This window comes from Pseudomonas sp. NY15437 (assembly GCF_048068435.1).
GTDB classification, from domain to species: Bacteria; Pseudomonadota; Gammaproteobacteria; order Pseudomonadales; family Pseudomonadaceae; genus Pseudomonas; species Pseudomonas nitroreducens_B.
This window is the reverse complement of the sequence record NZ_JBLUQC010000004.1, coordinates 462,903-475,082: the sequence shown is the minus strand read 5'-3', so window position 1 is coordinate 475,082 and position 12,180 is coordinate 462,903. Positions and strand designations below refer to the sequence as shown.

At 67.6% G+C, this 12,180-nt stretch carries 11 protein-coding genes; 5 read left to right on the top strand and 6 right to left on the bottom strand.

Going from position 1 to position 12,180, the window contains the following annotated elements:
* Window positions 1-118: 118 nt before the first annotated feature.
* Window positions 119-1,609, bottom strand: a complete 1,491-nt coding sequence (locus ACNFIA_RS12315; protein WP_311197207.1) for an aldehyde dehydrogenase family protein — start codon at window positions 1,607-1,609, stop codon at window positions 119-121.
* 120 nt (window positions 1,610-1,729) lie between these two features.
* On the opposite strand from ACNFIA_RS12315, the gene ACNFIA_RS12310 reads away from it, so the two are divergent.
* Complete coding sequence (locus tag ACNFIA_RS12310; protein ID WP_416785117.1) at window positions 1,730-2,623, top strand: LysR family transcriptional regulator; 894 nt, start codon at window positions 1,730-1,732, stop codon at window positions 2,621-2,623.
* Window positions 2,624-2,791: 168 nt separating this feature from the next.
* Here the strand turns inward: ACNFIA_RS12310 and ACNFIA_RS12305 are convergent, their stop codons facing one another.
* Window positions 2,792-3,484, bottom strand: a complete 693-nt coding sequence (locus ACNFIA_RS12305) for an NrtR DNA-binding winged helix domain-containing protein (protein ID WP_416785115.1) — start codon at window positions 3,482-3,484, stop codon at window positions 2,792-2,794.
* A gap of 168 nt (window positions 3,485-3,652) precedes the next feature.
* Between ACNFIA_RS12305 and ACNFIA_RS12300 the strand changes: the two genes are divergently transcribed.
* From ACNFIA_RS12300 to nadE, 3 genes are read left to right on the top strand one after another with little or no spacing between them, the layout of a single operon-like run.
* On the top strand, window positions 3,653-4,300 hold the full coding sequence (locus ACNFIA_RS12300) for a nicotinamidase (protein WP_416785113.1): 648 nt from the start codon (window positions 3,653-3,655) through the stop codon (window positions 4,298-4,300).
* Between the two features lie 2 nt (window positions 4,301-4,302).
* The gene (pncB, locus tag ACNFIA_RS12295; protein WP_259757621.1) at window positions 4,303-5,499 is read left to right on the top strand and encodes a nicotinate phosphoribosyltransferase; all 1,197 of its coding nucleotides are present in this window, start codon (window positions 4,303-4,305) and stop codon (window positions 5,497-5,499) included.
* 33 nt (window positions 5,500-5,532) lie between these two features.
* Window positions 5,533-6,360 carry an ammonia-dependent NAD(+) synthetase gene (gene nadE, locus ACNFIA_RS12290; RefSeq protein WP_416785111.1) on the top strand — a complete coding sequence of 276 codons (828 nt, stop codon included), beginning with the start codon at window positions 5,533-5,535 and terminating at the stop codon, window positions 6,358-6,360.
* Between the two features lie 46 nt (window positions 6,361-6,406).
* On the opposite strand, the gene trhA is transcribed toward nadE, so the two are convergent.
* Complete coding sequence (gene trhA / locus ACNFIA_RS12285) at window positions 6,407-7,033, bottom strand: PAQR family membrane homeostasis protein TrhA (protein ID WP_259757625.1); 627 nt, start codon at window positions 7,031-7,033, stop codon at window positions 6,407-6,409.
* 125 nt (window positions 7,034-7,158) lie between these two features.
* A complete protein-coding gene (gene azu, locus ACNFIA_RS12280; RefSeq protein ID WP_259757627.1) occupies window positions 7,159-7,605 on the bottom strand; it encodes an azurin in 447 nt (148 codons plus the stop codon).
* 365 nt (window positions 7,606-7,970) lie between these two features.
* On the opposite strand from azu, the gene ACNFIA_RS12275 reads away from it, so the two are divergent.
* Window positions 7,971-8,558 carry a TIGR00730 family Rossman fold protein gene (locus tag ACNFIA_RS12275; protein WP_416785109.1) on the top strand — a complete coding sequence of 196 codons (588 nt, stop codon included), beginning with the start codon at window positions 7,971-7,973 and terminating at the stop codon, window positions 8,556-8,558.
* A gap of 4 nt (window positions 8,559-8,562) precedes the next feature.
* On the opposite strand, the gene ACNFIA_RS12270 is transcribed toward ACNFIA_RS12275, so the two are convergent.
* Together ACNFIA_RS12270 and ACNFIA_RS12265 are read right to left on the bottom strand one after the other, a co-directional pair.
* The gene (locus ACNFIA_RS12270; protein WP_416785107.1) at window positions 8,563-8,943 is read right to left on the bottom strand and encodes a type IV pilin protein; all 381 of its coding nucleotides are present in this window, start codon (window positions 8,941-8,943) and stop codon (window positions 8,563-8,565) included.
* A gap of 5 nt (window positions 8,944-8,948) precedes the next feature.
* The gene (locus tag ACNFIA_RS12265) at window positions 8,949-12,176 is read right to left on the bottom strand and encodes a pilus assembly protein (RefSeq protein WP_416785106.1); all 3,228 of its coding nucleotides are present in this window, start codon (window positions 12,174-12,176) and stop codon (window positions 8,949-8,951) included.
* Window positions 12,177-12,180 lie beyond the last annotated feature (4 nt).

Genomic DNA, 12,180 nt, shown 5'->3' with positions numbered 1-12,180 from the left:
TTGTGAATGACTCGGTACAGCATGCTTTTCGTAGGAGCGAGCTTGCTCGCGAAGGGGTCCGCAGCGGGGCTTGTTCGCGAGCAAGCTCGCTCCTACAGGAAGTGCAATTCCTGCGTGTTCAGTCGAAGACTATGCCCTGCGCCAGCGGCAGTTCCCGCGAGTAGTTCACGGTGTTGGTCTGCCGGCGCATGTAGGCCTTCCAGGCGTCGGAGCCGGACTCGCGGCCGCCGCCGGTTTCCTTCTCGCCACCGAAGGCGCCGCCGATCTCCGCGCCGCTGGGGCCGATGTTGACGTTGGCGATGCCGCAGTCGCTGCCCACCGCCGAGATGAAGGCTTCCGCCTCGCGCAGGTCGGTGGTGAAGATGCACGACGACAAGCCCTGGGGCACGCCGTTGTTCAGCGCCAGCGCCTCCTCGAAGTCCTGGTAGGGCACCACGTAGAGGATCGGTGCGAAGGTCTCGCTGCGCACCACGTCACTCTGCTCGGGCATCTCGACGATGGCCGGCGACACGTAGTAGGCCTCGGGGAACTGGTCGGCCAGCTGGCGTTCGCCGCCGAACACCACGCCGCCTTCGCCGCGCGCCTGCTCCAGCGCGCCCTGCATGGCGAGGAAGCTGCGCTCGTCGATCAGCGGGCCGATCAGGTTGCCTTCCAGCGGATGGCCGATGCGCACCTTGGCATAGGCGGTCTTCAGGCGGCTGACGAACTCGTCCTTCACCGACGCGTGGGCGATCAGCCGGCGCAAGGTGGTGCAGCGCTGCCCGGCGGTGCCGACGGCGCTGAACAGCACGGCGCGCACGGCCATGTCGAGGTCGGCGCTGGGCGCCAGGATCATGGCGTTGTTGCCGCCCAGTTCGAGAATGCTGCGGCCGAAACGGGCCGCCACGCGCGGGCCGACTTCACGGCCCATGCGGGTGCTGCCGGTGGCGCTGACCAGGGCGACGCGCACGTCGTCCACCAGCGCTTCGCCGGCGCTGCGATCACCGATCACCACCTGGCTGAGGTAGTCAGGCGCATCGCCGAATCGCTTCAGCGCTCGCTCGAACAGCGCCTGGCAGGCCAGCGCGGTGAGCGGCGTCTTCTCCGATGGCTTCCAGACCACCGAGTTGCCGCAGACCAGCGCCAGCGCGGTGTTCCACGACCAGACGGCGACCGGGAAGTTGAACGCGCTGATCACCCCGACCACGCCCAGCGGGTGCCAGGTCTCGCGCATGTGGTGGCCCGGGCGCTCGGAGGCGATGGTCAGGCCGTAGAGCTGGCGCGACAGGCCGACGGCGAAGTCGCAGATGTCGATCATTTCCTGCACTTCGCCCAGCCCTTCCTGGGTGATCTTGCCGGCCTCCCAGGACACCAGCTCGCCGAGGGCCGCCTTGCTCGCCCGCAGCTCCTCGCCGAACAGCCGCACCAGTTCGCCACGGCGCGGCGCCGGCACCTTGCGCCAGGCGTCGAAGGCGTGGGCGGCGCGGCCGATCTTCTGCTCCACCTCGGCGGCGCTTTCCAGGCGCACCGCGCCCAGGCGGCTGCCGTCGATGGGAGAGTGGATGACCTGATCGCCGCCGGTGGTGAGGCGGGCGTCGACGCCGAGGGATTCGAGCAGTGCGGAAATCATGCGGACTCCTGTGTCGTTGCGATAACCCATTGGAATGCCAGCAGTAATAAACGGCTTGCCGAGGCACAACAAACGACGTTTCCTATGCACATCATTCCGTAAATTCATGAACCGCCCGCCATGCTGAGCAAACGCCACCTGCCGTCCATGACCGCCCTGCAATGCTTCGAAGCGGTGGCGCGGCACCTGAGCTTCACCCGTGCCTCCGAAGAGCTGAACCTGACCCAGAGCGCGGTCAGCAAGCAGGTCGCGCAGCTGGAGGAAATGCTCCAGCACCTGCTGTTCCGGCGCGTGCGCCGCCGCCTGCAGCTGACCCCGGCGGGGGACCTGTACCTGGTGGAGGTGCGCAAGATCCTCACCCAGGTGGAGATGTCCACCCACTACCTGCTGTCCTACGGCGGCGAAACCGAAGTGCTGCGCGTGGCGACGCCACCGACCTTCGGCGCGCGCTGGCTGATCCCGCGGCTGAACGGCTGGCGCCATCGCCACCCGAACATCCACCTGGACCTGCGCCAGGAACTGGAGCCGGGCGACCTGCTGCAATCGCGCTGCGACATCGCGTTCTTCTTCGGCGCCGGCACCCTGCCCGGCGCGGAGTGCGTGGCGTTGTTCGGCGAGGAGATGGTGCCGGTGTGCTCACCGGCGATCCTGCCGGCGCAGCCGCTGAGCGACCCGACCCAACTGGCGGACCTGGTCCTGCTGCAGAACGCCACGCGCCAGGAGGCCTGGCACGAGTGGTTCCTGAGCCTGGGCCGACACAGCGAGCACAGCTACCACGGGCCGCGCTTCGACACCTTCTACATGTGCATCCGCGCGGCACAGGCCGGCTGCGGCGTGGCGCTGCTGCCGCGCTTCCTGGTGGAGGAGGAATTGAACGAGGGCAAGCTGGTGATCGCCTGGGAGCAAGGGCTGCAGAGCCGCAGCGGCTACTACCTGGCGTACCCCGAGCATGCGGCGGCAGTGCCGAAGGTACGGGCGTTCGTGGAGTGGATCGGGGAGCGGGTGGAGGGGTGACTTCCGCGTGGCCGGTGACACCCTCTCCCCAGCCCTGGCTGCGCGCCCCGCTCCGAAGGGAGAGGGAGCTACCCGTGCCGGCTGAGGACGTGGAGTGATCCTGCACCGATCAGTCCCCTCTCCCTCCGGGAGAGGGTTAGGGTGAGGGGAAGCGCGAGCGCCGTAGGTTCAGACCAACAAACTCCGATCAAACACGAACGCCCCCTCCCCCTGCGGCGTAAAGCGCAACACATGCTGCGGCCGCCCCATCGGCGGCTGGTGGCGCTCGCCGGTGTCTTCCACCCAGCCCGCCGCCTTCATCCGTTCCAGTCGCCCGCGCAGGCTGGAATGCTGGATCTCCTCGCCAATCGACCACTCGAAGGCCTTCAGCGCCTCGGCCACGGTGAAACGCTCCGGCAACAGGTGCAGCGGCAACGCGCTGTACACCGACTTACCCGCCAACCGCTCACAGGCCTGCTGCACCAGCTGGGTGTGGTCGAAGGGCAAGGCAAAGCGCTCACTGCGCACCGACTCCAGCGGCACGAAGTCCAGGTCATCGGCCGCCAGCTCGGTATCCGGCGCCACCAGCACCAGGTAGAACACGCTCAGCGACCAGCCCCGCGGGTCGCGCACCGCGTTGCCCACCGTGGCCACCTGCTCCATGTACGCCGGCTGCACCCGCGCCTTTTCACGCAGCGCACGCAGGGCCGCATCGTCCAGGCCATGGTCGGCGCAGCGGCCGTTGATCAGCACGCCAGGCAGTGCCCACTGGCCTTCGAACGGCGCCTGGGCACGACGGATCAGCAGCAGCTCCAGGCCATGCTCGGGGTTCAGGCGCAGCGCCACGATATCCACGGTGGCCAGCACTTCAGCGGTACTCATCGATGCTCCTCGAATGCCGGGTCGCTCAGCGACACCCTGTGACTTATTTCACCATGTACAGAAAGCATCTTCCACTTCCTGAGATTTTCGATCTTTCTGCTTGACGACTTATTTCACGTCGTGAATTATGTAGCCACGACAGACCACAACGGTCAAGCGGAGGCTTCCATGAACCTGATCGCCAGCTTCGACGTAGATGCCCAGAAGAGCTTCACCCCGATCTGCCCCGACGAACTGCCGGTGCCCGGCGGCGACGCCATCGGCGGCGAACTGAACCGGATGGCCGAGCGCGCCCAGCTGCGCGTGGGCAGCAAGGATGCCCACAGCCCGCAGGCCCCCTGGGTGGTGAGCGAGCCGGCACAGATGCTGCAGCCGTTGGCCCTGCCCAACGCCGACCTCACCTGGGTCAGCCACTGCGTGCCGGGCACGCCGGGCTTCGAGCTGCTGGACGAGCTGCCCCGGCCGATGGACTACGACTTCTTCGTCTGGAAGGGCGTGGAGCCGGACCTGCACCCCTACGGTGCCTGCTACCACGATCTGGCGGAACGCCGCAGCACCGGGGTGATCGAATACCTGCGGCAGAACGCGGTCAGCCACGTGCTGGTCGGCGGCCTGGCGCTGGACTACTGCGTCAAGACCACCGCGCTGCAGCTGCGCCGCGCCGGCTTCCAGGTGCTGCTGTACCTGCCGGCCTGCCGCGCCATCGCGGAGGACACCGCGAAGGCCGCCTGCAACGAGATGCGCGGCGCCGGGGTGGTCCTCTGCGCGGACGAGAACGAATTGGATGGAGCCCTCATGGGCATCAGGGAGAACTGAACATGGCCGAGAGCGTGTTTGCCGACAGCATCGTGCAGAACCTGCTGGACACCGACTTCTACAAGCTGACGATGATGCAGGCGGTGCTGCACAACTATCCCAACGCAGAAGTGGAGTGGGAATTCCGCTGCCGCAACGCCGAGGACCTGCGCCCCTACCTCGCGGAAATCCGCTACCAGATCGAGCGCCTGGCCGAGCTGGAAACCACGCCCGACCAGTTGGCCTTCCTCGAACGCATCCCGTTCATCAAGCCGGACTTCATCCGCTTCCTCAGCCTGTTCCGCTTCAACCTGCGCTACGTGCACACCAGCATCGAGGACGGCCAGCTGGCCATCCGCCTGCGCGGGCCGTGGCTGCATGTGATCCTCTTCGAGGTGCCGCTGCTGGCGATCGTCAGCGAGGTGCGCAACCGCTATCGCTACCGCGAGGTGGTGCTGGAGCAGGTCGGCGAGCAGCTCTACCGCAAGCTCGACTGGCTGGCCGGCAACGCCAGCGCGGAGGAGCTGAAGGAATTCCAGGTCGCCGATTTCGGCACCCGCCGGCGCTTTTCCTACCGCACCCAGGAAGAGGTCGTGCACATCCTCAAGCGCGACTTCCCCGGCCGCTTCGTCGGCACCAGCAACGTGCACCTGGCCCGCGAGTTCGACGTAAAGCCCATCGGCACCATGGCCCACGAATGGCTGATGGCGCACCAGCAGCTCGGCCCGCGGCTGATCGACAGCCAGATCGCCGCGCTGGACTGCTGGGTGCGCGAGTACCGCGGACAGCTGGGCATCGCGCTGACCGACTGCATTACCATGGACGCCTTCCTGAGCGACTTCGACCTGTACTTCGCCAAGCTCTTCGATGGCCTGCGCCACGATTCGGGCGACCCGCTGGTCTGGGCCGAGAAGGCCATCGCCCACTACCGCCGCCTGGGAATCGACCCGATGACCAAGACCCTGGTGTTCTCCGACGGCCTCGACATGCCCAAGGCGTTGCAGCTCTTCCGCGCATTGCGTGGCAAGATCAACGTCAGTTTCGGCATCGGCACCAACCTGACCTGCGACATTCCCGGCGTCGAACCGATGAACATCGTGCTCAAGATGACGGCCTGCAACGGCCACCCGGTGGCGAAGATCTCCGACACGCCGGGCAAGACCCAATGCCGCGACGAGAACTTCGTCGCCTACCTGCGCCACGTGTTCAAGGTGGCGTAGCAACCCCATCCGTCCCCGACAGGAGCCCCTCCGATGAAAGACAGACAGGCCGCCATCGCCAGAGAACTCAATGTGCAGCCGCCCTTCCAGTCCGACGCCGAGCTGCAGGCCGAGGTCCAGCGCCGCATTCGCTTCATCCAGGATTGCCTGAAGGGTTCGGGCATGAAGACCCTGGTGCTGGGCATCAGCGGCGGTGTCGACTCGCTGACCGCCGGCCTGCTCTGCCAACGCGCCGTGGAGGGCCTGCGTGCCGAGACCGGCAACCAGGACTACCGCTTCCTCGCCGTGCGCCTGCCGTACAACGTTCAGGGCGACGAGCAGGATGCCCAGGACTCGGTGGACGTCATCGCCCCCGACGAGCGCCACACCGTGAACATCGGCCCGGCCGTGCAGGCGCTGGCTACCCAGACCCAGGCGCTGGAAGGCCTCGCGCCGGCCACCCGCGACTTCGCCCTGGGCAACACCAAGGCGCGCGTGCGCATGGTCGCCCAGTACACCATTGCCAACGCCCGTGCCGGCCTGGTCGTCGGCACCGACCACGCCGCCGAGGCGGTGATGGGCTTCTTCACCAAGTTCGGCGACGGCGCCTGCGACCTCGCTCCCCTCACCGGCCTGGTGAAGAACCAGGTGCGCAGCATCGCCCGCAGCCTGGGCGCACCGGAGCACCTGGTGGAGAAAGTGCCGACCGCCGACCTCGAAGACCTCGCCCCCGGCAAGCCGGACGAGCACGCCCACGGCGTGACCTACAAGGAAATCGACGCCTTCCTGCACGGCCAGGACGTCGGCCAGGAAGCCTTCGACATCATCGTCCGCACCTTCGAGAAGACCCGCCACAAGCGCGCCATGCCCATCGCGCCGTAAGCACGCGGCAACCGGCGGCGCGGGAGCGATCCCGAGCCGCCCGGGTTCAGTGCTGGGGAATGACGTAGCGCCAGATGGCGATGAAGTGCAGCAGGCTGCCGGCGATCACGAACAGGTGCCAGATGCCGTGCCAGTGGCGGAAGCGGCTGTCATAGGCGAAGAAGATGATGCCGATGGTGTAGCAGGCGCCGCCGCCCACCAGCCAGGCGAAACCCGCGCCGCCCAGCGCGCGGTACAGCGGCCCGACCGCGATCAGCACGATCCAGCCCATCACCGCATAGATGATGATCGACAGCACCCGCGCCTCGGAGCGCGGCTTGATCTCCTGCAGCATGCCGATCACCGCCATCGTCCAGACGATGCCGAACAGCGTCCAGCCCCAGGGCCCCCGCAGCGTCACCAGGCAAAAGGGCGTGTAGCTGCCGGCGATCAGCAGGTAGATCGACAGGTGATCGAGCTTGCGCAGGATCACCTTCGCCCGCCCGCGCACGCTGTGGTAGAGCGTCGAGATGCTGTAGAGCAGGGTCAGTGTCGTGCCGTACACCGCCACACTGACGATGCGCAGCGGCTCGCCCACCAGGCTGGTCGACACCAGCAGCCAGATGCCGCCCACCAGCGCCAGCACGGCGCCGATCAGGTGGGTCCAGGCGTTGAAGCGTTCACCGTGGTACATGGGTCCCCCGTTTCGATTTCAACCACGCAACACTCGACTCCCATTTATGAAATAAAAACCGTGAAAGAAAAAGCCCGACCAAGGGTCGGGCTTTCTCGATCAGCCAACTTCCGAAGAAAGCCGGATCACTTCACGGCCAGCGTGCCCTTCATCATGGCCGAGTGGCCCGGGAAGGAGCAGAAGAAGGCGTATTCGTCGCCAGCCTTGAGCTTGGACACATCGAAGGTCACCGAGTCCTTCTCGCCGGAGCCGATGATCTTGGTGTGGGCGATCACGCGGGTGTCGCCATCCTTGATGTAGTTCTTGTCCAGACCGGCGGCCATGCCATCGGTCACCACGCCCTGCATGTCGGCGGCGGTGGTCAGCACCCAGTTATGGCCCATGACGTTCTTCGGCAGGCTGCCCGGGTGGGAGAGGTTCACGGTGAAGGTCTTGCAGCTCTTGTCCACGGTGATGGCGTTGGTGCTGAACTGCATCTGGTCGTTGCCCTGGATGTCCACGGAGCATTCGGCGGCCAGCAGCGGGGCACTGAACAGGCCAAGCAGGGATACAGCGGCGAGTTTACGGAACATGACATGCCTCCTAGGCAGGTTGGGCGGAGAATCCTGAAGGGGAAGACTGCCCGAACGCGATCGGGGTTCCCCTGATCTGCATCAAGTGGCGTTCCGCCACGTGCGAAGCCTTGAACTGTCTATCAGGCCGATCAGCGCAATCAACGAGGCAGAACAGCGCACCCCGCCTAGCATAGACCCCATCCCCCGGCCCAACAGGAGTTCGCGCCATGCACCGTCTTGCTCTGTTACAAAGTCTCCTCGCCTGCTATGCCCTGGGCGCCTCCGGCGGTGGCTGCCAGCGCGACTGATTTCGGCTTGGTCGCCCTCCTCGCAACCGGTAACCTGTCGGCCTGCACAACCCGGCCTGCACCACGAGGACAGCCATGACCTTGCGTTCCATCTGCGTATTCTGCGGCGCCAGCCCCGGCGCCACCCCGATCTACCAGGAAGCTGCCGAATCCCTGGGCCGCCACCTCGCTGAGAATGGCATCCAGTTGGTCTACGGCGGCGGCGCCGTGGGGTTGATGGGCATGGTCGCCAATGCCGCGCTGGCCGCCGGCGGCGAGGTCATCGGCATCATCCCGCAGAGCCTGAAGGACGCCGAAGTCGGGCATAACGGCCTCACGCGCCTGGAAGTGGTGGACGGCATGCACGCGCGCAAGGCGCGCATGGCCGAGCTGAGCGACGCCTTCATCGCCCTGCCGGGCGGCCTGGGTACCCTCGAAGAGCTGTTCGAGGTGTGGACCTGGGGCCAGCTGGGCTACCACGCCAAGCCGCTGGGCCTGCTGGAAGTGAACGGTTTCTTCGACCCGCTGCTGACCTTCCTCGACCACCTGGTGCAGGAGCGCTTCGTGCGCCAGCCGCACCGCGACATGCTGCAACGCGCCGCCTCGCCGGCCGAACTGGTCAGCGCCCTGGCCGCGTGGAAGCCCCTGGCCGCGCCGAAATGGGTGGACCGCACGCCCACCTGATCCGTTACCAGCAGCGCTCCATGGCCGCGCCACGGAGCCCGCTGCTGGCCAGCGTCAGCACCCCGCAGGCATCCTGCGCCATCGCGCCGACCGGCACCGCCTGCAGCACATAGCCCGACTCGTCAGGGCCACTGGCGAAGCCCAGGCGGTAGAACGCTTTCGTCGCCTCCCGTGGCGACTGGTCGAACGCCAGCGTGGCACCCACATAGGTACCGCGGCTGGTGTAGAAGCGCTCCAGCGCCTGCGCCAGCTCCACCAGCGACTTTTGCGCATCCCCCCGGCGCACGCGCCGGATGTGCTCCTGATAGGTCGGCACGGCGATGCCCAGCAAGATACCCAGCAGGCACAGGCAGACCAGCAGCTCCACCAGGGTAAAACCACCCATCCGCCTCATCGCAACTCCCACCAGGCCTTGCGCCCGCTGCCTGCGGGCAAGTCGACGGCCTCGCTTTGCGGCCGGCCGTCGCGATCCACCCCGAGGATGCGCCAAGCGCCGCCCGGGTCAGCCTGGAGCAGCACGGCACCCGCCGGCTGCGCCAGGTCGTCGTTGGGCGACGGCAAACGCGCCGCCAGCCGTTCTCCGGAGCCAAGGTCAAGGATCATCCACGCATGCACGAGCGGGTCGGCGCAGGGGTCGGCTCCCGGCGCCATCAGGTTGAACAGCACCCACCTCCCGTCGCGGACCTGCGGCTGCTCCACCAGGCGCGAGCCATCCGCCGGCAGATCCAGGTACCAGCCCCGCACCGCGCTCTTGTCCGCAACAACCGGCACGGGACGAAGACTGGCCCGGCCGGCGATGGGTCGGCCATCATCGAGCACGCCATACAAGGTCTCGGTGTTTGCGGAGGCTTCGTCATCCCCCACGCGATAGAAACGCCCGCTGCCCAACAGCACCCGCACCTGGCCACTGCGGTCCAGCGCCGCCGTCACCGGCGCACTGATCGCCTGGGGGCTGCCATCCGGCGCCAGCGCGCGGAACAGCGGCTTGCCGGCCAGCGATGGCGTGATCGCCGACTCACCGCCTTCTTCGCCCGCCAGGTCGACCCGCCAGAGATTGCCCAGGCTGTCGCCGACGTACAGACGATTGGCGGTTACGCCCCCCAGGCTGCTGATTGCCGTCACCGGCCCGAGGTCGCCGGCATCGGGCAGAGAAATGCGCTTGAGCACATGGCCGTCCGCCGCATCGAGCAGCCAGATATCCCCGCCGCGCGTTGGCGGGTCCTGGGCGCCCGACGACACCGCCACCACGAACTTGCCCGACGCCAGGGCCACCAGAACCGGCCGCCCCAGCGTGTAGCCGAGGTCTGCATGACTGAACTCCCACAACACGCTGCCAGCGCCTACCCGCTCCGGGTCGGTCACGTCCAGGGCGAACACGCTGTGGCCACCGGCGCCAGTGGCGCCCACCAGCAAGGTTCGCCATTGCCCGCCGATCCAGGCATTGCCCACGGCCGGCGAGCCATCGACGTAATAGCGGTGTGCGTAGCCGGGCTCGGCCAGCTCACGCAGCTGCCCCAGCACCGCCACCGGCACGTAGCCAAACAACTCGCGCCCGTCCCGCGCGTCGAAGCCGTGCAGCATGCCGTCGTTGGCGCCCACCGCCACCAGCGGCGCGCGTTGCTGGAAGAGCGCACTGGCAAGAAAGGCCCGATAGCTGCTGCCCTGCGGCTCGGGCAACTCGGCGTAGGGCTGCGGATCGTGCCAGGCGTGCACCGGCTGCGATCCAACGATATCCCCCAACCGGCTGGCCCGCAGGCGAAATGGCGATGGGCTGCCGGATTCACGGCGCTCCTGCAGACGCGACCCGCGCAGGTACGCCAGCAGCGATTCGCCCTGCACGGCGCCGAGCCTGCGGCGTTGCTCGTCGTTCAAGGCACTCCAGTCGAAGGGCATGCCCTCACGGGCGATCAGCGCGCCATCCGCCCCGGCCGTGGCGGGCCGCACCGTGAGCAGGTTGCGCCCCGCCAGCTGCGCTTCGCTCAGCGCGTCCAGCTGCTGGGCGGCCGACCACCGCGGCCGGGGCTCGCCCTCACGCCAGAGCTGCAGGTCGCCGCTCCAGTGCCGCCCCTCCAGCAGTGTGCTGAAGTACTCGCCGGGCTGGGGGCCCACACTGAACCGGCCGATACTCCTGGGCTGATCGTCTGCCGTTTCGGCGAAGGCCTGTTTCAACTCATCGCGCAGCCGCTCGGGGTCGGCGAGCGTCAGCAGATGGGCAGGCCAACCATTCGCCGCCTTCCACCAGGTTTCCGGCAGCGGTGACGTGCGTTCGAGGGCGTAGCCGCGCGGCATGGCAAACCCGCCGTACTGGGTCGCCAGCCAGAGGCCGCTCCCCTGCCCGGCGACCTCATGCGAAGCCGCCAGCCAATAGGTCGAAGCACTTTGCCGGCCCGGCAGGTCCGGGCGCAGATCGCGCACATGGGCGTCATAGGCCAGCCCCGCCAGGGCCAGTGCGGCAGCGGAACCCGCACTGCCGTGCATCCGTGCGACCCGCTGCGCCGCCTGGGCCGTTTCCGGATCAGCCGAGCCGAGCAGGCTCGTGCCAGGCTCACCCGCCCCCGCGCCGCCCACCCCGAGAATGGCGTTGCGCTGGCAGGCGAAGGTGAGCGGATCGGCATGACCATCCACATGACGCAGATAGCGCACCGCGGCCTGCAGCAAATCGCCCAACTCATCGAACGGCCGCAGCCCGGACTCGTCGAAGCGGTTGAGCTGCGTGATGACCCCTGCCTGTCGCGCCAGGAATACCCCGGTCTGGGCCGACCACTCTTTCTGCGGATTGTCTTGCCCATCCGCCAACCAGGGGCCGACGAACCGTTGCGGGGAGCGCAGCAGATCGCCCGCCGCCTGCCCGTCCCTGCCGAAGACACTGAAACGCAGGCGCTCCGCGTACTGTTGCAGCAGCCCTTCGGGCTTGTAGTGCTCGCCGTAGCGCTGGCAGTTGCGCTCCAGCTGACCGGCAACGCACACCTGCACGCGTACCGGCAGCCGGTAGGTCATCGCCGCCTGCAATGGCTCGCCGGGCAGCAACTCCTGCGGCTCAGCGGGAAAATCAGCGCTGCGGCTGAGCAGCAGGCTGCGCTCCTGCCCGGCGATGCGCAGGTGCAGGCTAGTGCCGGAAAACGGCGTGGCTCCAGCCACCGCGTCGAGCGGCAGGCTGCGATCCGGGAATGCCACCGAGGTTGGCGGGCTCCGTCCCTTCTGCAGCACCGTCAGCCCAGCGCTGTCGAGGAAGCGGTCGCCGCCGGTCAGGACCGCACGGTAGACATCGATCGTCTGCGCCGTTGCCCAGTTGAGGAAGTTGCCGCTCCACGCCTGCCGGCAGACATGGACCAGAGCCGGGCCGAGGGGTTGGAAATAGCGTTCCGCCTTGGCCTCGCCCCGGCGGTAGGCGTAGCACTTGTCCGGATCGAAGTAACCGATGTAGCGCTCCCCAGCAGAATACGTGGCGCTCGGATTCGCGGCCGCCGCCTGGGCCGCCCCAGCCGAGGACGGCAACAGCAACAGATTGCCCGGCGCACCGCTGGCGACCTGTAGCGGAACCTGGCTGACCGGCGCCGCGCGGAGCGGGCACGCCAGGATGGCCCCGAGTAGTACGGCACACAGACTTGCGAGTTTCACCACC

What these genes read in the sequence shown, in the direction of transcription:
- ACNFIA_RS12300 (WP_416785113.1), top strand. Translation starts at nt 3,653, where the DNA reads ATGAACCTGATCGCCAGCTTCGACGTAGATGCCCAGAAGAGCTTCACC.
- ACNFIA_RS12275 (WP_416785109.1), top strand. Translation starts at nt 7,971, where the DNA reads ATGACCTTGCGTTCCATCTGCGTATTCTGCGGCGCCAGCCCCGGCGCC.
- ACNFIA_RS12270 (WP_416785107.1), bottom strand. Translation starts at nt 8,943, where the DNA reads ATGGGTGGTTTTACCCTGGTGGAGCTGCTGGTCTGCCTGTGCCTGCTG.
- pncB (WP_259757621.1), top strand. Translation starts at nt 4,303, where the DNA reads ATGGCCGAGAGCGTGTTTGCCGACAGCATCGTGCAGAACCTGCTGGAC.
- ACNFIA_RS12305 (WP_416785115.1), bottom strand. Translation starts at nt 3,484, where the DNA reads ATGAGTACCGCTGAAGTGCTGGCCACCGTGGATATCGTGGCGCTGCGC.
- nadE (WP_416785111.1), top strand. Translation starts at nt 5,533, where the DNA reads ATGAAAGACAGACAGGCCGCCATCGCCAGAGAACTCAATGTGCAGCCG.
- azu (WP_259757627.1), bottom strand. Translation starts at nt 7,605, where the DNA reads ATGTTCCGTAAACTCGCCGCTGTATCCCTGCTTGGCCTGTTCAGTGCC.
- ACNFIA_RS12310 (WP_416785117.1), top strand. Translation starts at nt 1,730, where the DNA reads ATGCTGAGCAAACGCCACCTGCCGTCCATGACCGCCCTGCAATGCTTC.
- trhA (WP_259757625.1), bottom strand. Translation starts at nt 7,033, where the DNA reads ATGTACCACGGTGAACGCTTCAACGCCTGGACCCACCTGATCGGCGCC.
- ACNFIA_RS12315 (WP_311197207.1), bottom strand. Translation starts at nt 1,609, where the DNA reads ATGATTTCCGCACTGCTCGAATCCCTCGGCGTCGACGCCCGCCTCACC.